Source organism: Rhodococcus sp. 14-2483-1-1 (genome assembly GCF_002259335.1).
GTDB lineage: Bacteria > Actinomycetota > Actinomycetes > Mycobacteriales > Mycobacteriaceae > Rhodococcoides.
Map to the genome: position 1 here is coordinate 152,436 of NZ_NPFX01000024.1, position 22,243 is coordinate 174,678.

The 22,243-nt window shown below is 62.4% G+C and carries 19 protein-coding genes and 1 pseudogene; 12 read left to right on the top strand and 8 right to left on the bottom strand.

The genetic code is table 11. The features are described 5' to 3' along the window. Positions 1-778: 778 nt before the first annotated feature. The 7 genes from CH294_RS26045 to CH294_RS26075 all read right to left on the bottom strand — a co-directional run bounded on the left by CH294_RS26045 (position 779) and on the right by CH294_RS26075 (position 8,759). Positions 779-2,683, bottom strand: coding sequence for a hypothetical protein (locus tag CH294_RS26045; RefSeq protein ID WP_015586196.1), 1,905 nt, complete (start codon positions 2,681-2,683; stop codon positions 779-781). Positions 2,684-3,435: 752 nt separating this feature from the next. Next, complete coding sequence (locus tag CH294_RS26050; protein WP_015586197.1) at positions 3,436-4,170, bottom strand: type 1 glutamine amidotransferase domain-containing protein; 735 nt, start codon at positions 4,168-4,170, stop codon at positions 3,436-3,438. Beyond that, complete coding sequence (locus tag CH294_RS26055; RefSeq protein ID WP_015586198.1) at positions 4,167-5,174, bottom strand: cupin domain-containing protein; 1,008 nt, start codon at positions 5,172-5,174, stop codon at positions 4,167-4,169. Before CH294_RS26055 ends, CH294_RS26050 begins: the two co-directional genes overlap by 4 nt. Next, on the bottom strand, positions 5,171-6,649 hold the full coding sequence (locus tag CH294_RS26060; protein WP_015586199.1) for a pyridoxal-dependent decarboxylase: 1,479 nt from the start codon (positions 6,647-6,649) through the stop codon (positions 5,171-5,173). Before CH294_RS26060 ends, CH294_RS26055 begins: the two co-directional genes overlap by 4 nt. Beyond that, the gene (locus CH294_RS26065; protein ID WP_015586200.1) at positions 6,646-6,957 is read right to left on the bottom strand and encodes an antibiotic biosynthesis monooxygenase; all 312 of its coding nucleotides are present in this window, start codon (positions 6,955-6,957) and stop codon (positions 6,646-6,648) included. Before CH294_RS26065 ends, CH294_RS26060 begins: the two co-directional genes overlap by 4 nt. Positions 6,958-6,979: 22 nt before the next feature. Next, positions 6,980-7,816, bottom strand: coding sequence for a hypothetical protein (locus tag CH294_RS26070; RefSeq protein ID WP_015586201.1), 837 nt, complete (start codon positions 7,814-7,816; stop codon positions 6,980-6,982). Next, complete coding sequence (locus tag CH294_RS26075; protein ID WP_230591638.1) at positions 7,767-8,759, bottom strand: DMT family transporter; 993 nt, start codon at positions 8,757-8,759, stop codon at positions 7,767-7,769. The genes CH294_RS26070 and CH294_RS26075 overlap by 50 nt, the downstream gene beginning before the upstream one ends. A gap of 92 nt (positions 8,760-8,851) precedes the next feature. Here CH294_RS26075 and CH294_RS26080 point away from each other — a divergent pair, with 92 nt between their 5' ends. From CH294_RS26080 to CH294_RS26095, 4 genes are all read left to right on the top strand, one after another. Then, positions 8,852-9,709 carry a LysR family transcriptional regulator gene (locus tag CH294_RS26080; protein ID WP_158514280.1) on the top strand — a complete coding sequence of 286 codons (858 nt, stop codon included), beginning with the start codon at positions 8,852-8,854 and terminating at the stop codon, positions 9,707-9,709. Between the two features lie 374 nt (positions 9,710-10,083). Beyond that, positions 10,084-10,281 (top strand): hypothetical protein, encoded by a 198-nt coding sequence (locus CH294_RS26085; protein WP_032375875.1) that lies wholly within the window; start codon positions 10,084-10,086, stop codon positions 10,279-10,281. Between the two features lie 73 nt (positions 10,282-10,354). After that, a complete protein-coding gene (locus CH294_RS26090) occupies positions 10,355-10,957 on the top strand; it encodes a MerR family transcriptional regulator (protein ID WP_094615671.1) in 603 nt (200 codons plus the stop codon). 52 nt (positions 10,958-11,009) lie between these two features. Beyond that, on the top strand, positions 11,010-12,017 hold the full coding sequence (locus CH294_RS26095) for a DUF6615 family protein (RefSeq protein WP_139278550.1): 1,008 nt from the start codon (positions 11,010-11,012) through the stop codon (positions 12,015-12,017). Between the two features lie 136 nt (positions 12,018-12,153). Here the strand turns inward: CH294_RS26095 and CH294_RS26100 are convergent, their stop codons facing one another. Then, positions 12,154-13,014 carry a phosphoadenosine phosphosulfate reductase family protein gene (locus CH294_RS26100; protein WP_032375899.1) on the bottom strand — a complete coding sequence of 287 codons (861 nt, stop codon included), beginning with the start codon at positions 13,012-13,014 and terminating at the stop codon, positions 12,154-12,156. A 776-nt stretch (positions 13,015-13,790) separates the two neighbouring features. Between CH294_RS26100 and CH294_RS27935 the strand changes: the two genes are divergently transcribed. The 8 genes and pseudogenes from CH294_RS27935 to CH294_RS26155 all read left to right on the top strand — a co-directional run bounded on the left by CH294_RS27935 (position 13,791) and on the right by CH294_RS26155 (position 22,235). Further along, positions 13,791-14,840 carry a MinD/ParA family protein gene (locus CH294_RS27935; protein WP_306436682.1) on the top strand — a complete coding sequence of 350 codons (1,050 nt, stop codon included), beginning with the start codon at positions 13,791-13,793 and terminating at the stop codon, positions 14,838-14,840. 750 nt (positions 14,841-15,590) lie between these two features. Beyond that, on the top strand, positions 15,591-16,040 hold the full coding sequence (locus CH294_RS26115; protein WP_015586210.1) for a hypothetical protein: 450 nt from the start codon (positions 15,591-15,593) through the stop codon (positions 16,038-16,040). Beyond that, positions 16,037-16,897: an RAMP superfamily CRISPR-associated protein gene (locus tag CH294_RS26120; RefSeq protein WP_015586211.1), complete on the top strand. Its 861-nt coding sequence runs from the start codon at positions 16,037-16,039 to the stop codon at positions 16,895-16,897. Before CH294_RS26115 ends, CH294_RS26120 begins: the two co-directional genes overlap by 4 nt. Beyond that, positions 16,897-17,613 carry a hypothetical protein gene (locus tag CH294_RS26125; protein ID WP_015586212.1) on the top strand — a complete coding sequence of 239 codons (717 nt, stop codon included), beginning with the start codon at positions 16,897-16,899 and terminating at the stop codon, positions 17,611-17,613. The genes CH294_RS26120 and CH294_RS26125 overlap by 1 nt, the downstream gene beginning before the upstream one ends. Positions 17,614-18,589: 976 nt before the next feature. Continuing rightward, entirely contained in the window at positions 18,590-19,690 is a 1,101-nt protein-coding gene (locus CH294_RS26140) for an ATP-binding protein (protein WP_015586215.1), read from the top strand. Next, positions 19,687-20,857 (top strand): annotated as a pseudogene (locus CH294_RS26145) (VWA-like domain-containing protein). Before CH294_RS26140 ends, CH294_RS26145 begins: the two are co-directional and overlap by 4 nt. Then, positions 20,854-21,042, top strand: a complete 189-nt coding sequence (locus tag CH294_RS26150) for a hypothetical protein (protein ID WP_032364835.1) — start codon at positions 20,854-20,856, stop codon at positions 21,040-21,042. Before CH294_RS26145 ends, CH294_RS26150 begins: the two are co-directional and overlap by 4 nt. Beyond that, on the top strand, positions 21,039-22,235 hold the full coding sequence (locus tag CH294_RS26155; RefSeq protein ID WP_015586217.1) for a hypothetical protein: 1,197 nt from the start codon (positions 21,039-21,041) through the stop codon (positions 22,233-22,235). The genes CH294_RS26150 and CH294_RS26155 overlap by 4 nt, the downstream gene beginning before the upstream one ends. Positions 22,236-22,243: the final 8 nt, after the last annotated feature.

Genomic DNA, 22,243 nt, shown 5'->3' on the forward strand with positions numbered 1-22,243 from the left:
GCGGAACGCCGGATCCGGCAACCCTGCCATGTCGAAACCTCGGACACCTATATCGCGCCACCGCCGATACGTGGCCGGTGGGAGCCACGCGACGTCATTGACTCGGCCCCTGTGCGATGACTCTGCCGGTGTTTGACCGCGGGGTCTCCGTGGATCTCGGCTGCGAGATAGGCGCTGCACGAACGGGTTACATGCGGCGTGCCCGCGTACGACTGCCCAGCGATAGAACTGGTTCACCGTCGCTACCTCACGGTCCCACGTCGTAGCTTCTACTCGTGCGCCCGCCGGGTCGAGCAATCGCCAATGCTTGTACGCATCACGATCGCCTGGCGTTGCATCAGTCCATGATCTCTGGGATCGGTTGTCCCATAGGAATTTCAGGAACCGTTTCAGGTCGTACGCATACGCTGCCTGGGTGGTCGGCGGTGCGTTGATCAACTCCGTGGTGAAAAAGTCGTTCAGGCGTACGTCGTATCGTCCGGACGGATCGATCAGGTACGGAGTGCCATCCGGCGTTTTGCCGGTGTGAGGCAATCTGTCGAGATCCTCCGATTCAGCCCCCGGGTCGTTCACTGACCGAGGTATAGGCAACTGCTGACGAGTGAAAAACAGTCGCCAGCCCAATACGCCGGAACCCCCCGAATGCACAGCCGCAAGCTATCACCGATACCTGCGGACAAAGTTCAGAACCGCATAACGCCTCGATCACCAATGGTGCCCCGCCGACGCCGCCCAGCCCGTCGAGTAGCTACCGGAGCGGGGTGTTCGGGCTGGCCGATCAGTCTTGTTCTGTAATCGGTGTTTTCCGATGGGCAAGTGCGTTACTCATCAACGCATCCATCCATTCCCGTGTCATGTCCAAGCCTGAGTGGTTTTCCAGCAGTTCAGCGGCGGTAGCCGCCACCTTCTGTGAGAATAGAGCCAGAATGCTGATTGACTCGTGCGCCACCAGAGTCGTCACCACATTCAGTGCGTCACCACGCGCGCGTTGCAAGGCGTACGGCTCGTGAGCGTCGAGCTGCAAGTCCTTCAGGAGCTCTCTTGCGCCTTCCCAGTTAGGCTTTTTGTGGGCGTGCGCGTATGCGCCCAATACTCGATTCCAAGCCGACAGTCGACTCCACCCGGCGGTCTCTATCCACCGCTGGGGCTTGTTGTGTACGGATTTTTCAAGGCGCTGCGCTTTCTCCGGTTTCGTCCGGTGGACTCTTGATCGAGCGATTTGTTCGAGCGTGCATCGAAGCGAGGCCATCGCCCGGTCGTCGTCTTCCAACCACAGCCAGTATGCGGACCGCAACGTCGACGACACCAGAGCCAGTGGAGTCGATGCTGCTGGTAGCAGAGGACCGTTGCGTGTCCACAGAGCAGCAAGAGCTGCCAACTCGGCAACCACGATGTAGTTCGTCCCGCGCGAGGCCACCGAGTCAATGTTGAAATCGTCGCCTAGTTCGTCTCGCTCGGCGGCGAGGGCTCGTAGCGCAAACGATGCACTCGCCTGGCGATGAGCGCCGAAGGCTAAAGTCGCAAGCTCGTCGTCCCGATACAAGCGACCTGCGGGCCGATGATTCCAGGCCAGCGACTCGTACGTGGATCGTTGATCGTCTAGGTAGCGAACAAACACCGGCAAGAGGCCTTCATCGGGCGACAATGGCATGACTGTAGGCAATCTCGGCAGTACGAACGATGCCGAATAAGGGAGGGCATCATCTGGTGGTTCTTCACACGCGACGTCAGCCGACGGCCGTACGGCAAGGTTGATACTTGCTATCAACGTCACGGCGTCCTCGGGATCGCCCTGCCGATACAGGCCAGCAGCCGTCATGTACTGGATCTGGGTAAGGCTCAAGCTCAACGCGTCCGCTATGCAGTCCACCGCGCCGTATACGACACTTGGTACATCGAATCTGCTCAGGAGCGCGGCCGACTCCCACCACATGGCTTCCTCGAAGAGTCGCGCATGCATTATTTCGCTGAGAACGCCGTAGACGACGGCTGGGCATACTTCACGTCCGTTCGCCAGGACGACGTGCTTATGAGGTGCGGTTGGCTCCTCTGTGCTTGCGGAGCTGTCGTCGCCCTCGATATCTTGCGCAGTAGTCGGGTCTGCGTCGCCCTCGATGTTGGATGATTCCGGCGGTGCGCCAGGATTTGGCATGCGCTCGGCGTATGCGGTCCACGCACGCGCGATGAAGTCCTCCACTTTTTCAGACGGATGTTGCTCGACTCCGACGACAGGTGCCATGACCGCAGTCCATCGTTCGAGTTGTTGTCGGGCGATCGTGGCAGCGGCCACCACTTGTCCTGCGAGAAGCAGTCGGGTGGCCGCGACGCAGCTGTCCACTCCCCAACCGAGGTCGTGAGGCCATTTGCCATAATAGGCTGACGGTGCGCGATCCAAAGTGAGGTTCAGCTTGCGATGCGCGATATCCAGTATTGCTATCGGTGCCAGAAAAAGGATTGCTTCGAATCGGAATCCATCCGGCAGCTTCTCCGTGTTCTTCATCCTGACGTTGTGGCGCGCAATCAGAGTCTCGGCCAATCGATCGGGTCCAGATCCGCACATGCGCTCGTAATCGCGCACTTTGGTGCCGACTCGCCGTCCACGGTCATCTTTGCGCTTCGCTTTGCGTTCTGCGCTGCTCAGATGGTCCATATCGCCAGGCGACGGAATGCTTGCTCTGTCCATTCGTGCAGCCTACGAGGTCGAGCAATGCTAGGTCGCCGAATGCAGTCAGCCAGCTGTAGAGTGGTCCCAGCATGCACGACGCCTCCGGGGTGATTGAGGCGAGGTCTTGAATCGTTTTGGCCGGTGATCCGGGAAGTGCTATCGCAGGTATCGAAGCGGTCAATTCCGTAAGGTCTGCCGGGCAGCGGCGCGGCAGAATTGATGCGACAATAGGACTACTTAAAGTATCTGCCTTCTACTCTTCGCAGAGTTCGTTCTCATCGTTTGGAGGAATGGGTTGCTCAAGCGAAAAGGTGAATTACCTGCTATAATTGGTGGATGCCGGAAAAGCATCGGTAAATCTATTGAATGGAGGATCTATTTGAATCATGATAGATAAATTATACACCTTAGCGGCGATCATTGTTGCCGTGACAGAAGTAATTAAGGCAACAACGGGATTGGTTGTAGCAGCGTCTACATTGATCCCTTCGATATTAATGTTGATTTGCATTATTGCGGCGCTTTAATCGATGGAAAGACCCGTCACTCGACCTAGGGTGGCGGGTTTTCTGTATCTGTAATGTCGGTTTTCATGGTCGTGTTTTCGTTTCGGTCGGTCAGTGGTTAAGAATGCTGGTCGTGGCGACTTCGGCCAAGACGTCAATCCTGACAGACAGAATAGGCCTCTAAAATTCCAAATCCCACGCACGTTACAGCGTTCCGAGCAGTTCCATCCAGGGATAAAGCCGAGAGGTCAACCGGCCGGTGAACTAGCGAGTTCCTGAACGGGTAGTCGAACTGGAGTAGTTTGCGATCCGTTGGGTCAGCTGTTCTGCGACCGCCTCGGTGGAGGCGGGGTTCTGTCCGGTGATGAGCGTGTCGGTGATTTCGATGTGCTGCTGCCACGGGTGTCCTGCGGTGTACGTGCCGCCCCGGCGCTGGATTTCCTGCTCGACGGTGAAGGGGAGCGTGCCGAGCAGTCCTACATCGGCTTCCTCTTGGTCCGAGAAACTCGTCATCGTCAGGGCTGCATACGGCCACGTTGCTCCGGATGCTGTGTCGGCAAGCAACGCCGCAGTTCCATGGCAGACCGTCGCGATCGGGGTCCCCTCCCGTCGGAGCGCGCGGAGAAACTCTCCAACGTGAGAGTTCTTGTGCAGGTCCACCACTGGCCCGTAGCCGCCGGGCACAAAGATCCCGTCGACGGTAGAGGGGTCAACCGTTTCGAGCGCGGCCGGCGCGCGCAAATTTTCGCTCAGACCGGATAGGTACGTTCTGTACCCGTCAGGGTCTGGGCTGTGAGGGGCGTGCATGCTGTCGGGCTCGACGTGCGCAGCGCCGCCGCCGGGTGTCGCGATGATCGTCCGTATGTTTGCGGCCGTGAAGATTCGATGGGCTGTGATGAACTCTTCGGCCCAGAAGCCGCATGGTTGAGTGGAGCCGTCATTGAGCGTCAGAATGTGGGCTTCGGACAGCAGGATCGTGATGGTCGACGTTGGTGTCACCGTTGTGCGTCTTTCTCTTCGCGGTAGAGACCGAGGGCGGTCATCGCGGGCGCGTCGTTGAACTCGAACAGCACGGCTGGAATGTCGGTGTCGTTGACGTAGCTGACAGTCGACCACGATGGAACGGCGAGGCTGTCTCCTTCGCTGCACCGGAACGGCTTTCCGTCGACGTGGATGGTGGACAACCCTTGTGCCCCGATCAAGACGGCGGAAGCGGTGCGCCGCATCGGTTGTGTTTGGATCCCTGCAGGTAGGAGTGTGAATGCAGCATCGATGACCGGTGTGACAGGGTCGTGGGTTCCTTCTGCGTGCAGGGTGTGTCGGTATGCGTGGTGCGGGTCGGCCTCGTGGGTCCGCTGTTGCTCACCGAGAGCGCGAAGTACGTTGTCCCACTTGTAGAGCAGCGGCTCGCTCAGGTTTCGGTGGTGTCTGTCTTGCGCGAAAATGTGGGGCTCGAGGTGGGTGTTGTCGGTGTGGAGCTCGAACTGTGTCGCGGCGAGGGCGGCGACGAGGGGGTCGTTGGTGCAATCCTGCCAGATGGCGGGGGAGTCGGTGGGGCTGTCGTTGCCGTGCTCATGCCATTCGCCGGCGGGGGTGATCACCACGTCGCGAGGCTCGAGATACATCTTGGTTCCACCGACGGCCGTCCATGCCCCGTCACCCTCGTGCATGTAGCGCAGGGCCGTCGGCGCGTGCCGATGCGGGGTCATACCTTCACCGCGGTTGATGATCTGCAGCCCCGAATAGAGATATCCGACGGCGGCCTCGCGGGCATGGCCCGGATTGGCGAGGGTCAGTACCCGTAGAGCTGCTCGGTCGCCCTTGACCATGTCGGCGGCCGCGATCGCGAGCGGTCGAAGCTCGGCATAACTCCAGTGCACGGCATGGGAGTCGGGGGCCGGGGCCCACGGCAAGTTCTCGTTGGCCGCGGACCACCGCCCGATGGCGGAGATTGCTGCCGCCTTCTCGTGCAGCATGGCCTCGGTGGAAATGGTGGTGGTCACGATGCAGGTACCTCCTGTTGGGTGACGGTCACTGAAGCGAGTGGTCGGGGTGTGCCGACGACGGCGTCGGCTGCCTCGGTAAGTTCGGCAACCAGTTGGTCGATGTGGTCGGCAGTGGTGTGGATGTTGCCGATGGACACTCGGATGACGTAGTGGCCGTCGAGCTCGGAGTGGGAGAGCAGCGTCCGGTGGGTGCTGTTGACGGTCTCGAGGATCTTCCGCGTCGCCTGTCCGTCGGCAGAGGAGATCCGGAGGCAGAGCAAGGGGAGCGGCGAATCGTTCGCGAGATGCCACCGCGGGTCTGCGGCAAGGGCGTCTCGCAGCCTCGTCGCCAGGGTGAGACTGTGTTCGAGTCGAGTTCGGATGCCTCGTATTCCGAAGGCGCGCAGGGTCCACCACAGTTTCAGAGCTCGGAATTGTCGCCCAAGGTTGAGGGTGTAATTCATGTAGTCGATACCGCCGGTGGTGTCGGTACGCAGGTATTCGGGAACCAGTGTGAAGGCGGCTTCGAGTGCTCCGGGGTGACGGCAGAACAGTGCCCCGCACTCCATAGGGGTGAAGAGCACTTTGTGTGGGTTGGCGACGAGAGAATCGGCGGCCGCGAGTGACGGAAGGACCTGCGCGATGGCCGGGGCTATGCGCCAGAAGCCTCCGTACGCGGCGTCGACGTGCAGCCACACTCGGTGGTCGCGGCACACGGCCGCAATCGCCTCGACCGGGTCGAGAGCACCTGAAGTGGTCGTACCGACGGTGGCGACAACAGCGATCGGTGTGTAACCGTCCGCGACGTCCGATCCAATGCGAGTCGACAGAGCAGCAGGATCGAGTTGGCCGCTAGCGTCGGTGGGTAGGCGTACGACATTGTCGAGCCCGATGCCGAGAGCGATCGCAGCTTTGTCGACCGACGAGTGGGCCTGGTCGGAGGCGTAGATCCGGCCGGGTTTCTGGCCGGATGTTCCGTGATGTCGAACCTCGGGCTGTGCCCGGTGGCGGGCGGTGGCCAACGCGTAGAACGTGCCCAGTGATGCACCGTCGACGAGCAGTGCGTCTGCGGCGGGGTAGTCGAGCAGTTCGGCGAGCCATCTGGTGACGGTGTCTTCGACGGCGGCAGCCGAGGGCGCGCTCTTCCACAACATGACGTTGACGTTCAATGCCGCAGCGGTCATCTCGGCGAGGATGGCCGGTCCGGAGGAACTGTTGCTGAAGTAGGCGTGGAATCGTGGATGGTTCCAGTGCGTCAAATGCGGAACGACGTTGTTCCAGGTGTCGTCGAGTATGTCGGCGAAATCTGTTGCCTCGGACGGCAGCTCGCTGTCGATCGCGTCGGCGACATCGGCCGCATCGGCCGGCGTCGTGACGGGCACGTCGTCGAGCGCGGCGAAGTGTCGACATATTCGATCGAGGGTGTCGGTGCCGAAGGCTTTGAGCTGCTCGGGAGTCCAGTCGCCAGTCGGCTTTGTTGGGTCGGGGGTCATTCGACGTCGACCGGCAGCTCGTGGGCGAAGACGACCTCGCGGGGGCGTTCGCAGTACCGGCGGTAGAAATCTTCGAGTAGTGGCGTCTCCGATTCGAGGAGGTGCGTGGCGTGCTCGGCGCTTTCCCAGGGGTAGGTCATCGTTACGCGTTGGGGGTCCGATGCGTGCTGGAAGAAGCGCGCGTGGCCCGCCCACCCCGGGTGGTGGTGTGCGTTGTCGTCGAGGAGTTCGTCCATTTCTTGCAGGACCGAGAGGGCGTTCTCGGCCGCTTCGGCGGTCAGGTGCCAGGTTTCGATGACGGTGATCATGAGAGGGCGAAGCCTTTCTGTTTCAGTTGCTCTGACCGGTGCTGTCGAAGTGCTCTTGCAGCAGTGAATCGCCGCCGGGGACGAATCGTTGGCAGATGAGTTGGTGGGCGCGCCGGTTCTCGGCCTGGCTCTTCCAGAGCCGTCGTGCGGAATCTGCTGCGACGCCGGGAAGTTCAGCCGTCTTGAGCGTTGTACGGACGATCTTGGCGCGGGTGAGCATCACGTCGTGATCCCGGTTGAACACGGCGGAGAACCCGGGTTCGAGCCAGGGCGGTTCCATGGAAGGCCGGACGAAGTCACGGTAGATCTCCGGTGAGAAATCGGACGCGTACCGCATGCTCTCGGTCGCCCCGGCGTAGAGAGTCCCTAGTTCGGTGAGTTGGTGGGCGAGAGTGGGCCACTGCTTGTTTGCAAGGCACTCCAGCACTGCCGCGAGCCGGCTGTTCATGGATATGACGAACAGGTGGAACAGGTGGTGGCCCTTCTTCCAGCGTGTGATCGCTTGTCGTGCAGAGTCGTTCGGAGCCTGCGGGGTGCGATTGTCCGCACTGTGGTCCGTCGGCGCTGCCAATTGGGAAGGATCTCGTTCCCGTGCGGACACGGCTGCTGCGGCGGAGGCATCGCCGACGACTACGGCCAGGGCGTCGAGTAGGCGGAGTCGTGAGTCGTTGTCCAGAGTGGACTGCGGCAGATCTGTGGTGATGGCGGTGACGACGGTCAGTGCGCTGACCGCCCACGCGTGCGGGTCGTTGCTGCGGGAGATCCTGAAGTAGGTGTCGTATTCGGCGCTGCGGGCGACAGGGATGGTGCTATCGGTGGGTAGGACGACTCGATCGATGCTCGTCGGAGATGGGGTCATGAAGGCCTCTTCCGTGGCTTGAAGTGGAGTCAGGGTGGTGGGGGTGTCGGGTTGCGGTCCAGACGGCTCCGACGACGACGGCGGCTCCGGCTAGTTGAATCCAGGTGGGTCGCTCGCTGAGGACAACGAATCCGAACGCGATAGCCAGCACAGGCTGCAGCAGGAGTAGGGCCGCGACGGTATTAGCCGCCAGCGATCGGGATCCCGAACTGATGAACAGCCAGGCGGCAACCTGTCCGAGCAAAGCGAGCGCGATCATCCATCCCCACGCGGCCGCGGAGATGTCGAGATCGAGGTCTCCGAGGCCTGCCGAGACAATGCCGGCAGTGACCGTTGCCGATGCGGTGGCCACACAGATCGGGGTGACCAGATGGCTGGGGCTTCGCTGGGTGGAGCGGCGGTTCAGGAACAGGTAGGCCGCGTACGCGGCACCGGCGGAGATTCCCAGGATGGACCCGCGGAGCGCGTTGTCGGCTCCTGTTCCGCCGATGAGTCCGCCGGCGAGTGCAACGCCGAGCAGCATGCAAGGCACCGCCATGAGGAATCGTCGGGGGATTGCGGTTCGATCGACGACGAGCGCGATCAGCGGCAGCACGACGACCTGGACATTGATAAGGACGGTGGCGATCGAGGCACCGACGTCGAGGATGCTCGCGGTCCACATCACGTAGTCCGCTCCGAGGAAGACTCCGGCACCAATGGCCATGGGATACAACCTCGTCGGCATTGCGCCGCGTCGGTGAAGTTCCCACAGCGCCATCGGAACGAGAGCCGCCAGCGCGATCAGACATCGTAGAAATGCCGCCGTCCCCGAGGTGACATCGGCGAGTTTGACGAAGGTTGCGGACAGTGACAGCGACGCGGCACCGGCGATGACCAGCGCCGCATTCCCGCCCACCCCCCGATCGGCGGCGTCAGCTCTCGGTATCGCGGTTCTGGTCACCTGGTCAAGGCAACCAGTTACAAACCGATAAGTCTACTAGCCAGTTCTACCGCTGAAACAGTAGTATCACTTATATGTTGTCGTGGGATCGGATGAAAGTTTTCGCCGCAGTAGCCGAACAAGGTTCGGTCACTCGAGCTGCAGAATCTTTACACCTCACCGGACCCGGAGTGTCGCAACACATCCGCAAGTTGGAGAAGGAAGCCGGCACCACCCTGGTCGAGAGAGAGGGAAGGTCGATACGGCTGACCCCCGCCGGTCGCGCACTGGCGACACGTGCGGCCGCCATGTCCGCTCTCGCCGAAGCCGCAGAAGACGACCTTGCCTCGATCGACACCGACGTTGCCGGAGCGCTGAGAGTAGGCGCGGTCGCAAGTGCATTACGTCGGCTGGTGGTCCCAGCTCTGGCAGACCTTGCTCGCACGTATCCACTGCTGCGCCCCGAGGTCGTCGACGGAGAAGGAATCGATTTGCTCGACCGCCTCCAGCACCGCACCCTCGATCTCGTCGTCTTCGAGTCCTGGGACCATCGGCCGGCGACGGTCCCCGCAGGTATCGACGTCCACACGCTCCACACCGAGGATGTACACCTCGCGGTACCGATCGAGGACAACCGTGAGATGGCAACCCTCTCCGGCGAAACGGAATCGATCTGGACGGTATGCCCATCAGGGTCGGATGCGCACTCCGCGCTCGTGCACGCATTGCGCGAAGCTGGAGTCGAACCGACGATCCGCTACGAGGTGTCCGACTACTCGACCCAACTGGCCCTCGTCGAAGCAGGTCTGGCCGTCGCGCTGGTTCCGGACACCGCGCGAGTCCGAACGGCCAGGGTGCGGTATCTGCCGACCGAGCCGGCCGTGACACGTTCGCTACGTGCGGCGAGCTCGACCCGAATCCCGGCAGTCGGCGCGCTCCTGAATGCGATGAACGTGATTCTCGCAGGCTGATTCCGCGGCCGATCTCACCCGTAACGCTCGGTTATCAGGACTGCTCAAAAGGTAACGGGCAGGCACATGACATCTGCGAAACAGGTTGTATGGCAGTGATTGTCAGGGCGCAGGTATGCGCTAGATCCGGGTTCACGGCCACCGGAGGCGGGGAGATCGAGAATGCTGAACGTCAGCAGGGCGACGGTGGTGGCCGAACACTGTCCGACACGCCCGTGGGATCAAGCTTCGTAGAATTCCCCTATTCGGGGAATTCTACGTTCCGTTCAAGACCTCCGCCATCGGTGCCATAATCGTTACGGTGCGGCGATGAACAGCATCACGCCCCATGAAATGACCCCACTCAGCCCGATTGCATCGGCAGGTTTGCTCGGATGAGCGGCGACGACGTGCTGAACTTCTGCTCCCTGGTAGTGGCAGTCACTGCCGTTATAGCGATCCGTTCCTTCACGGAGTTCCGATCCAAGCGGGTCACGATAGCCGTCTTCCTCGCGGTGTTTCTGCTCTTCAGGTTCGGTGTTCCTCGTCTTACGCCGTTCATCGGATGGCTGCTCGGTTTGTCCGCCGAGTAACGGTGGGGGCGGACGTGCAGAGGTGGCCCGCTGGCCGGGAGAGAAAGCAGAGCGATGTCGAGCGGTATCGTGCATCGAACGATCGATTAAAGGGTGGGTGCGAGTTGTGAGCTGCAGCGAACAGGGTTCGTTCGAGGACATCGTGCCGGGGCTTTTCAAGACCTCGAACGGCACCGCCGCCGACGCCGTGAACGGGTGTCTGGGGTACAAATCGCCCCAGGTCCAGCAAGTGACTGGGGTAACGTACCGCCAGCTCGACTACTGGGCCCGTACAGGGCTTGTGTCACCGTCGATCCGCCCTGCATCCGGTTCGGGATCGCAAAGGATGTATGCCTTCTCCGACATCGTGGTGGTCAAAGTGATTCGTCGTCTCCTCGAGGCCGGAGTGTCTTTGCAGAATGTACGCATTGCGATCGAGTGCCTGCGTGCGCGTGACGCCCAGGGGCTGGCGTCTGTAACTCTGCTCTGCGACGGTATTTCGGTGTACGAGTGCACATCTGACGACGAGATAGTGGACTTGCTACACGGTGGTCAGGGCGTGTTCGGCATCGCGATCGGACATACAGTCGCGGACGTGGCTGCCGATATCCGTGCGCTCCCTGCAGTTTCTGTGGGAAGCGACAAGGTCACCCGAATCGACGAACTGGGATCGCGACGCGACCGCAAGAGCGCCTGAAGTCGGCCCCGGGATGAGTACACACTTCAGTGCCAATTACATGGTCCACGCGATGAATGAAGCAGCCTCTGATACCTGGGATCTGATGGAGACGGGAATTGCAGGCGGCATCGGACCTGGAGAAGAGACGCTCACCGACCTCAACTTGATCAAGCTTCAGCAGCGTATTCCGGCGCTGAGAGTGACGAAATACGCCAAGGCGGTCGAGGCGGGCAACGGTGCGGATTGGGAGTGGTGGATCGGTTCTTCGGCCGACGAGCGGTGGATCAAGCTTCGTATTCAAGCAAAACGCGCCAGCCACAAATTCAACCGCTATGAGCAGCTCGGACACTCAGTTAAAGAAGTCAAGCAGTACGAGACCCTGATTTTGAAGAGCAGGCTCGACGGTGCAACTCCGTTGTATGTCTTCTTCAACGGGTGGCCCGAAGATAGATTTCTCGTAAAGGGCCAGTACATCGATGCGATCGCACGCAACCTCAGGGCGGTGCACGGCGGGCACGTTCCGTATCCGATGTGGGGCTCGTTGGATTGGGGGTGCGCAGTCTCCGCGGCGCAGAAGGTCAAAGAAATTTATGAGAACCCATCCACATCAGTCTTCCCGCCAGCTCTCATCCCAGCTGCTACCCGCCGAAACAAGCGCTATATCCCACGGTATCTCGTGCATTCGACCCCTTGGGCGTATCTACTTCACTCCGGGCCTTCGGGCGCGGCTCCGACTGTGCGGCAGGTGGCCGAGAACCTGCACCACATGGAGGGAAACAGATCGCCGCTCACCGACGATGCCTTCGAAGCAATGACTTACCCGATTCCGTCTCGCGAAGCCGAGCAGGCCGCCTACGGCATGTACACGATGAGGAAATTTCTCGACCCCCGCGATGAGGCGCGTTACGCTCAGCGCCTCGCGAGCGCCGAACAATTCGCTCATGAGATCGGCAGAGACGATCTGGTGGGTCGAATGCTGAACCTGCCCGACGAGACCGAGCGGACAGGGCCGGGGTATCGCCTGTTGTTGGAGCTCAACCCGGAAAGTTCAGACCTCATGAACCTACGCCTGAGCTAGCGCCGATCGGCCGACAAGAGGTCGTTTGGTTCTGATGCAAAAAAAGTAGTCGGAGGCCACCGTGTGGTGTGCCTCCGACTCACCCTGTGCAATCTCAGTGCCAGGAATGCTACACGCGCACAGTCGATATGGCGATCTACACGAACTCGCGTATTCGCGGGAGCACTGCGGCGATCTCCTCGAACAGGCTCGGCCAACCTCGACGCAGACGAGTGACCCTGCCCGATTCGAGGAAATTTCCGTCGAGAATGTGTGAAACCCGCAGATTCGCTGCAGGTGCGCCCAGCGCGGCCAGTTTGGCGTAGACAGGGTTGCTCGGAAGGTCGTGCTGATGCGAATAGGCGAGCACATCGTCCGCGGACCAGTCCCATACCGGCCCATAGGCCACAGTTCCATCGGTGCGGCGAACCGTCCCCCCGTGGTGTCGACGCTGCTCCGCTTTGTTGCTGCAGCAGCTCGCGCCTTGGCAGCGCTCGCTGATCTCACGTGCGAGAGCGGAGTAGTACATCGACCACCTGCCGGTTCCTTTCCTGGATTCGTCTGCCCGCACGCCCCAGACCTCCCCGTCACCGAACTTGGTGTGCGCAGCCCGGGCAGGCTGCGCAATCAAGGTCTCGAAGCCTCGTGCGGGTACATGAGCCGACGGGCTACCGCCGTGGTCCCATTCCCCGGTCCGGGCCATCACTGTCAGCAGCGTTGGTTCAGCGCGAATGATGTGCAGGTCCAGTCCCAGCTTCGTCGCAATCTGCTCGACGTAGGCGTAGGTCTCGGGGTATTCGAGACCGGAATCGAAAAAGGCTACCGGGACATCTGGGTCCGCCTGGCGGGCGAGATCGACAGCAACGACGGAATCTTTTCCACCGCTGAATGCGACGTACCCATCGAATTCGTCGAGGTGTTCGGCCACGCGATCGACGATCGTCGAAATGTCATGCCGCGAGGATCGAAGGGACCGTAGTCGAGTGAGATCGAGGCCGTCGAAATCGTTGCTACGCACCGCCACAACGATAGTCGGGACACGGACACTTCAGACTGGACAAAGCAGAAGCTGTACCCGAACAGGCGGAATTACCGGTTGCACAACGGCGGTCCGTGGGGCCGCTCGGCAGCAGTTTTCGGGGTGTTCGAGGTGTCCGGTGCCGGTGTTATGTTCGCCCGGATATCGTCCGTTGAATGAGCAAGAGGAAGAGGTGGCGACCGATGAGTCCCACAGAGTCCGACCCAGGCAGCGCGTTGCCCCGGTGGGTGGTCGATCCGTCGGCGGCGAACAATGCGACCGATCAGTCGAACCATTCCGAGCCGGAAGGGGGGTCGGAAGATCGCCACGATGGGCAGGACGGTGACCTCGTCCAGGACTCGGGCGTAGGCCATCCAGAACCCGCCCGTGAACAGCCTGTAGCCAGCGAATTCGTGCCGAACGACGCACCCAAAGTCGCAGCCAACAACGCTGATGAAAACGTGTCGAAAAACGTATCCCAAGCCCGGTCCAAAGTCGCATCAGAATTCGCGCAGAGAGACCGGCCCAGCTCCGCACCCAGCAGCTCCCCCTCGGCGAGCCAGCCCAATTCTGGTGCACATCGACCCACCTCGGAGCCGGCCTCACGGCCGCCGCGCGTCAACGATGGTCAGGCACCAATGCCGGACCGGCCCTCGGCCTGGCCAGGGCAGGGCGGCTCCGCACCCGCTGTTGAGCAATGGCACACCAACAAGTCGGTCGACAGTTCAGCACCGACGTCTCACCCGGAGCCAACAAGCGCCTCCGACTCTCTGGCAGTGACAGCTCATCGCCCCTTCACCTCGCAGCCCGTTCAGTTGGTAGAACCAGTGCCGACAGCAATTCCGACAGCAAGGCCGACAGCAGCTGTTGCCCCTCCGCGGTCGATCGACGAACTGGAGCTGATCCGCCGTGCGCAACTGCCTCCGAGCAAAGGTTGGCGACGGTGGCTCTACCGACTCTCGTTCGGTTCAGCCAATCCCGGACAGTCGCCGGCTGAACTCGAGTACGAGCAGCTCCTGCGCCGCGTACGGCAACCGGTTCGAGGGAACTACAAGATCGCAGTCCTGTCCATGAAGGGCGGGGTCGGAAAAACAACCACGACAACAGGGCTTGGATCGACATTCGCAGCACTGCGGGGCGACCGCGTCATTGCCTATGACGCCAACCCAGATTTCGGGACGCTCGCCTACCGCATTCACCGAGACAGTGACCGCACAGTGCGGGACTTGCTCGCGGACAAAGAAGTACACAGCTACTCCGACGTACGGAGCTACACCTCGCAAGCGCGAAGCAGGCTCGAAGTTCTTGCAAGCGAGCGTGATCCGTCCGTTTCCGAGGCATTCAACGAGCACGACTACACCGCCGCACTGCGCATCCTCGAACAGTTCTACAACATCATCTTGACCGATTGCGGCACCGGTCTCATGAACTCGGCCATGGCAGGGGTCCTCAAAGAAGCCGACGCATTGGTCCTGGTCTCCTCCGCGGCCAAGGACGGAGCGCGCAGCGCTGGGGCGACCCTCGAATGGCTGTCGCGACACGGCTTCGACGACCTGGTCAAACGCACCGTTGTCGTCATCAACGAATCACGGAAGGGCTCGACGGCCCTCGATGTCGAGCAACTCAAGTCCTACTTCGCAGAACGCACTCGCGCCGTCCAGGTCGTCCCGTACGACGACCACCTTGCCGAAGGCGACACCATCGATCTCGAGTTACTGGGCAAGCCTGCACAACGCGCGTTCGTCGAGCTGGCTGCTCTCCTCGCCGACGACTTTCCTGCCAACGTCGGCCGGCACGCACCAGCGCCCGGCCCGAGTCCTTGGTGAGTTGGACCGTGCCGGTGAAAGTTGGCCTGTCCGTGGTGTCCGGGCGCGCCGTTAGAGTGCAGAGATGGTCGAACTATCAAGGGGCAGTGCGGCGCTCGACGTTGTGACGACCGCCTACAAGGCCGCAACAGGATGCGCGGTTTCGTGGCCACCAGCCGGCGTTTCTGGTGACTCCGCGTGCGCGCGGTGCGGTGGCGCGACAGAAGGTTCCGGACGGCGAGTGCGTGAGACTGTGTCGAGAACGTTCACCGGGTTCGACGGGTGGGTAGACGTTGCGGCTCCTACGATGTGTCACGTCTGCGTCTGGGTGTACACGACAACGGCACTTCGCTCGGACCTCCTGCTGGTCACCAGTGATCCAGTGTGCGCCACAAAATTGTCGAAGACCCGCTTACGTCGCGTTCTGGGACAAGCGATCTCTCCGACGTCCGCCGTCGTGGTTCCGTTACGCCCTGGGCGCAAGCACATTCTTCCTCATGCCCGGTGGGGTCGGGTCGCCGTCGACGACGTCGCGCTTCCATGGACAGAGCACGACGCGGAACGCCTGAGCGCAGTCGTGCGATTGCGACGGCGAGGGTTCTCCCTGGCAGCGCTTGCGCGCGCAGCGCCGGCATTCAGCACGCTCAAGAACATTCCTCATCGAACGTGGACGTCTGTGTTCGCGGATTGGGACAGCCTCGATCCGTGGCGAGAGCGTCCTGTGTACCTCGACCTCGCAGCGACGGCTTCAACGTCAACCAGAGGCACGGCATGACCCCGACCAGAGCTACGACACCGACCCGAACCTGGCTGGACGCAGCGAGCTTTCTGCCGCCCGTCACCGGTGCGGCAGCAATAGCTGAACGACTGTTGTTGCTGCTGCACTACGGAATCAACTGGGACACCGGGTGGGTGGGACGCCGGAGAGAGCTGTACTGGGACCACCACCTGCCAGACCGAGTCCGGGTCGCGACATACACCGGCGGAGCCGACCTCGATCGATGGTGGAGCACCGTGGCAACCGATCTCGAGTCAGCGCCGTCGACGAAAGAACAACGCCTCGAACTATCGGTCCTTCTACGCGAGGAATCGATACCGGTCCTGACCCTCTTACGGGAAAACACCACCGCCCTCGTACTCCGAACACGGATCGTGGCCGAAGCTGTTCAAGCGCGCCGGTCCACCGCAGCGACTGCTACATCGCCCAGGAGGCAGAAGTGACCTCGACCATGCGCTGGCAGCTCGACATCACAGCGGTCTCGGCAATCTCGCACCGCGGTGAACACAGCGCCACCACAACGACCTTGTTCCGGCGCGAAAAAATACAGCAGCCCAACGGTTCCGCAGCCTTGGTTCCGATTGTGTCCGGGAACTCCTTCCGAGGGGCGCTCCGGCGGATCGGGGAGGAGCTATTACGGGACGTCCTCGCATACGAAGGGCTTCTCAGCTTGTCTGCAGCACACACACTTCGGAACGGGGGCAGCCTGACCAAGGTCACCGGAGAGCCGCTGTCCGGCGAACGGCTACACCGGCTCCGTACATTGAACCCACAGGTCAGCGTGTTCGGCGGGAGCGGCGGCGGTCGAATGATCGACGGCTGTCTCCGCGTGGGCAAAGTGATCCCGCACGTCCTCGAAACCGACCACCTCATGAGCCGTCCCGCACCGGACCGTGCTGTCTTGAGCCAATTCGACACCATGGCGCTCGAACGGTACAGCCGGTTCGACGATTCCACCGATCATGACTTCCCCGCAGTCGGCCGAACCGACGCAGCCACCGTCGACGGTAGCTCTCTGATGCGTTATGAGATCGAAACGCTGCCTGCCGGTACACGATTCGAGTCCTTTTTGCGTCTCGATCGCGCAACCGATCTGGACGTGGCCTTCTTCTCCGACGTCGTTGGCAGGTTCGTCGAGTCCGGAACCATCGGCGGGCGTACAGCTATCGGACACGGCCTCGTCCGCACCAGATTCGAGCGGACCCTTCTCGCCGGCGACGAGCCGAAAGAGCTCGACTGGCGAACCCATCTTCGAGAGCGCCGTGACGAGGCGCTGGAAGTCATGGAGGCGTTGACGTGATGAGGCCGTTCGAGGTAAAAGCACACCTGGCGGTCGGACTTGCGCATGCAGCTCCGTGGGCGACGAGCCTCGATGGCTTGCTCGCATCCGAGATGTGGGAAGACGAAAAAGCCGCTGCTCGGGACCGCGGACAGTACCTCGAAGCCGCCGGCCCCGACGAGGTGCCCGCCGATCTGGATCTACCACTCGCTCGGTGCACTCTGGGGGGAGGCGACGACTGGCATTGGTGCGCGACATACGCCTATCCCGAAGACCTGGCCGACGCCCCGGAAATCCATCACTGGAGCGGACGACCCGACCACCGTGCGCTCGAGCAACTCGCGAGGTACCGACCATCGGTCATCTCCGACCGGCAGGGCCGATATCGCGCACGCCAAATGCCGCTCCTACTGACCTCCACGCGGACTGTGCTCTGGAGAGGTGTCGGCGACATCGACCGGGTGAGCGCAACCCTGGCGTCGATCGATGCGATCGGGAAGAAGCGCAGCCAGGGCGAGGGGCAGGTGCTGAGATGGGAAGTGCAGCCCGTCGACATCGATGACTGGTCGGCCGGCCACCTCCATCCGAACGGCCACCTCGGCCGCCTGAGCCCACGCATCTGTCTGCAGGGCAAACCAACAGTCGAAACAGGCGGTTTGGGCCGAGGCGCGATACGGCCACCGCACATGCACCGGTCGAGAATGCGCGAGCTATGCATGCCATGGACACCCCAGTGACCCGTGAACACGCACCGGAAACGTTGCGGGACAGCAACTTGTCGGAGCCGAACGCCATACTGACAACCATGCGAATCCGAACCCTCGATGGTCCACCGCTACCTGCCGAAATCTTGGCCCATGCGGCGCGCGCGGTCGTTCTTGCGGACCTTCTCGCCGGCCAAGACATCACCTGCGGCGAGAAGCCTTCAGCGAGGAGCGACGCAAGTCGAGACGCTTCGACGATCAACCGCGGTTGATCGCGCCGACTGTAACGGGGTAGGCATCACCAGGCAGGTCTGACCGGCGAATCGCGCGTTGATTCACGCTGTGCGGGAGCGTATTCGGTACACCTGCCGGGTCGTGATTCCGAGCTGGCTTGCACTGGACTCGGCTGGGACGTTCTGGGCCGAAAGCGTGGCTATCGTGAGCGCCTGTTGTTGATGCCGGGTAGGCCGGCTCTCTATGGCTGTGGTGTGCTGAAGCTCTTGGCGCTCTCGTGGTGTCTTTCCGCCCCAAATTCCGTGTTGTTCGTTGTACGTCAGTGCATGGGCGAGGCAAGCGGCTCTGGCGGGGCATTCTGCGCAGACCCGCTTTGCTCTGCTGGTTGCTCCACCCGGGGGCGGGAAGAACTCCTCGGGGTCTGTCTGTGCGCACAATGCGTCCGAGCGCCATGACGAAATGTCCGCCGCCGCGGGCGGGGGCAGTGGCGCGGCGATGGCTGTTTCGAGCGGTGTCACGTGTTGGGTCCTTTCTTTCGGGCGACCCGGCCTTTTTCGAGTGGGTTCGACGATATCGAGGGACCCGGACACTTCACGCAGCACACGTGGCGGTCCGGTGCTCTTTGAGCCCGGACCGTCAATGTCCCCGGCACTGAGTGCGCCGGGGACGTTGACGGTTGGTGTGACTGGGTGAAAAGCGTTCTGACGCAGTAAGATTGAGGCGTCCTGTTGTTGGTGAGACTGACCATCTTGCCCATCTTTCGAGGAGTTTTGCGATGCCGGATTTGGCGACTGCGGTAACTGTTGTGGATGCGTGCGGGAGGGCTGGTGTCCCGTCGTTGTTGATCTCGGGTCCGGGTATGGGGAAGTCGAGCCTGGTTCGAGCACTTGCTGCATCCGAGGGGGTGTTGTGCGAAACGGTCTTGGGGTCCTTGCGGGAGCCCGCCGACTTCGCAGGCCTACCGGTAGTCCGTGAGAGTGGCGTGAGATTGGAGGCCCCGGATTGGGCGCGACGGCTACATGCAGAGGGTGGGGGCTACCTCTTTCTGGACGAGCTGACCACGAGTCCACCGGCCGTTCAGGCGGCGATGCTGGCAGTCGCACTGGATTTGAAGGTGGGTGATCTGCAACTGCCGAAGGGGACTCGGGTCATCGCAGGTGCGAATCCGCCCGATTGCGCTGCAGGGGGGTACGAGTTGGAGGCTCCCTTAGCAAACCGCTTCTGCCACATCGAGTTCACGCCGTCTGTCGATGAATGGCTCGACGGTATGGCCACGGGTTGGGCAAGCACGGCCTCTTCGCGTGCGGTGACCAGCGACGAGCAGCGGGAGGCGTTGGTGCGCAGTTCCATCATCGGGTACATCCAGCGTGCGCCCGAGGCGCTCGATGCGTTTCCGAAGGTCGGAGTGCAGACAGGTGGAGCATGGCCGTCTCGGCGCACCTGGTCGATGCTTGCGCGGGTGTTGCCACATCTTTGCGACGACGACAATGCGGCGACCAACGCGGTGGTATTCGGCTTGATCGGGGAAGGCGCGGGTGTCGAATTCCTCGAATGGCGTCGCAAGGCCGACCTCCCAGACCCCGTTGCCGTGATCGAAAACCCCGAGACGGCGTTCGATTGGCGCTCGCGTCCTGATCTGGTGTGGGCCGTGCTGTCCGGCGTGACGGCGTGGGCGGCCTCGCGGGGCACCGTCGAAGCGTGGCGCAACGCCTGGGGTCCGCTGATTGCCGCCGCCGAGGCAGGAGCACCCGACGTGGCCGGGGCTGCGGCACGCACTCTGGCGAAAGCGCGACCGGCGAAGGCCGCTGTTCCTGCGAGCGCGCGCCGGTTTGCGCCGATGCTGGTGGCAGCGGGTTTGGTCGAGGCTGCGGCATGAGCGGCGTGCGTGAGCTCGAGCCGGTTGAAATGCGAGCGTTCCGACTCGCGCGGCTGGTGTCGGCTGAGCAGATGCCGTACTTCATGCGCGCTCTGTTCGCAGCGCAACCCGTGGCGGCACCGGGCCTGGGTACGTTTGCGGTCGACGCTCGGTGGCGGCTGTACCTGGATCCGGATCTGTTGGTCGGGCCTTGCGCGTGGCCGGTGCCGATGGTCGGTGCAGTGCTGCTGCACGAGGTCGGGCATTTGTTACGGGCACACGCCGACCGTGCCGCCGCTCTGGCGAAGCCCATCGATCATCTGGTGTGGAACTTCGCGGCCGACGCCGAAATCAACGACGACCTGTTGGCTGCGGGAGTCAGCCTGCCCGAAGGGGTGATCACCCCTCAATCATTCGGCTGCCTTTCCGGAGACACAGCCGAGCAGTACTACGACTACCTGCGTGACCCGATTGCGCATCAGACTGTCACCGAACTCGTTGGCGCTGAGGGCGATCCGGGATGCGGATCAGGATCGGGGTGCCCTGCGGTCCCCGGTGAACTCATCGGCTCGGGAGAAGTGATCACGGAGGGACTGGACAATGCGGAAGCGGACCTGGTGCGCCGATCTATCGCGCAGGCAGTTCGCGAAGCAGCTGGTACCGGTCGAGGTAGTGCCCCGGCGGGACTGGTCCGGTGGGCAGCTGATGTTCTCGCCCCGCCCACGGTAGCGTGGGATCGTCTGCTACGGGCCGTAATTCGGCGTGCGTTGGCAGAGCAGGCGGGTAGGACGAACTATTCGTACTCCCGTCCCTCCCGCCGCAGACCTCGATGCCGCGATGGGCGAAGTGGCGGGAGTTCTCAAAGCTGGTGGCATAGCACGCGACCGGGTTCGGATTCTGGCGTGTGACGCCAAATCCACTACGGCACAACACGTACGATCGGTCGCTGATGTGACGTTGGTTGGTGGTGGCGGAACCGATATGAGGGTGGGAATCGCCGCAGCCAACGCTGCGCGCCCTGCACCCCACGTCGTCGTGGTGCTGACCGATGGCGATACACCCTGGCCCGACCGGCCCACGAGGTCCCACCTGGTGTGCGCAATCATCGGCGGCGTCCAGGGTAGGGGCGTCACACCGGCATGGGCATCGACGGTGCACGTGCCAGTCGGATCGGGGGCCACACGATGAACGAAAGCGGACCCGTGGAACTGCTCAAGTACGCAGACAGGGTGCTCACCGGCACTGGAATCGCCGCCGCCGATATCCGCATCGTCGTCGCCAGCGCAGCGGCCGACGCCGCCACAATGGCGTTGCGCGCAGGGTGGGAGTGCGCGAGCAACGCCCTGATCCTCGTCGACGGTGACGAGCGATGAGCGTGGAGTGGTTCGACCTCGCGCAACGCCTCTATGCCGCCGAAAAGATGCAACCGGTCCCTCGGCTGGCACATGCCACCTTCAAGCCGTCCAGAGCCGCCGTGGCCGTGCGTGCGGTCACGCGAGGAACAACGCTGGCCGTGTCCGTCGCTCGAGATGGATGCACCGAAGAGTCCGCGCACGACACCGAGGCTCTGGCCCTGCTCGCTCGCAACGGGGCAACGACGGTGGGTACGGCTGAACCGGCCATGCTGCTCACCGATGACGCCGCGACGATACCGAGCCTGCTGGCCCTGGCGCGTGCGCACGCCCACCACCCTGATCCGGACATAGCGGGGGCTGCCGCCATGATCGGATGGTGGGCCGATCGAGCCGACCATCCCGGAACGTCGGCGGTGATCGATCTGGTTGCTGCGTCGTCCTCGCGTCTGGTCCTCGGCACTGCGCCCGACGCCGAGCGAGCGGCCCGAACATGGCGTTCCTGGCTCGGCATTACCGACGAGAGCGTCGCAGGCCTGCATGAGTGGGCAGCGTGCATCGCAACGGGACCGCTGTTGCCGCTTCTCGATCCGATACACGACGATGACCGATACTCCTGGGATCGGACATTGTCGGCCACGACTGCGGGCCACGACTGGTCACGGCCGGACAACTCAGCTAGTGCGGCCATGGGACTACGGACCCGATGCGATGCCGCCGACCTCAAAGCCGCTGCGTTGCTGAGTGATCCACTGTGGCGAGTACGTGCGCTGCATACAGGACACGTGGCCCAGGGCATCGCATCGGTGGCGGCACCGCCGACAGGTTCACGCCGCCGCAACGTTTCGGTGTCGGTGACCTGCGACCGGCTGGACTCAAGGATGCGGGTTGATTCGGCAGTTACGGGATGGGTCGGATCACCGCTCGATCAACCCTTCGAGCGCTTCTCTGCCGACGTCACGTCCGCACAGGTGGTCAACGGCAAACTGACGCTCGGTATCGGGGTGTTCGGAGCGCACGCACCGAACGACGGAGACCAGGTGACCTTGATGCCCCAACCGCCTTCACCGGCGACGATGCGAGCAGGACGGGCGAGGTACTGGAATCTGTACCGCGCTCGCCGTTCCTGGCTTTCGACCGGACAAGCCCCGAGCGCCGTGCGCCGCGAAGTCCCGCTCGATGTCCTGATAGCGGGTGCAGAGGACGCTCCGTGATCAGAAGA

What these genes read in the sequence shown, in the direction of transcription:
- CH294_RS26065 (WP_015586200.1), bottom strand. Translation starts at nt 6,957, where the DNA reads ATGATCACCGTCATCGAAACCTGGCACCTGACCGCCGAAGCGGCCGAG.
- CH294_RS26045 (WP_015586196.1), bottom strand. Translation starts at nt 2,683, where the DNA reads ATGGACAGAGCAAGCATTCCGTCGCCTGGCGATATGGACCATCTGAGC.
- CH294_RS26125 (WP_015586212.1), top strand. Translation starts at nt 16,897, where the DNA reads ATGAGGCCGTTCGAGGTAAAAGCACACCTGGCGGTCGGACTTGCGCAT.
- CH294_RS26140 (WP_015586215.1), top strand. Translation starts at nt 18,590, where the DNA reads ATGCCGGATTTGGCGACTGCGGTAACTGTTGTGGATGCGTGCGGGAGG.
- CH294_RS26115 (WP_015586210.1), top strand. Translation starts at nt 15,591, where the DNA reads ATGACCCCGACCAGAGCTACGACACCGACCCGAACCTGGCTGGACGCA.
- CH294_RS26150 (WP_032364835.1), top strand. Translation starts at nt 20,854, where the DNA reads ATGAACGAAAGCGGACCCGTGGAACTGCTCAAGTACGCAGACAGGGTG.
- CH294_RS26155 (WP_015586217.1), top strand. Translation starts at nt 21,039, where the DNA reads ATGAGCGTGGAGTGGTTCGACCTCGCGCAACGCCTCTATGCCGCCGAA.
- CH294_RS26060 (WP_015586199.1), bottom strand. Translation starts at nt 6,649, where the DNA reads ATGACCCCCGACCCAACAAAGCCGACTGGCGACTGGACTCCCGAGCAG.
- CH294_RS26095 (WP_139278550.1), top strand. Translation starts at nt 11,010, where the DNA reads ATGAATGAAGCAGCCTCTGATACCTGGGATCTGATGGAGACGGGAATT.
- CH294_RS26080 (WP_158514280.1), top strand. Translation starts at nt 8,852, where the DNA reads ATGAAAGTTTTCGCCGCAGTAGCCGAACAAGGTTCGGTCACTCGAGCT.
- CH294_RS26070 (WP_015586201.1), bottom strand. Translation starts at nt 7,816, where the DNA reads ATGACCCCATCTCCGACGAGCATCGATCGAGTCGTCCTACCCACCGAT.
- CH294_RS26085 (WP_032375875.1), top strand. Translation starts at nt 10,084, where the DNA reads ATGAGCGGCGACGACGTGCTGAACTTCTGCTCCCTGGTAGTGGCAGTC.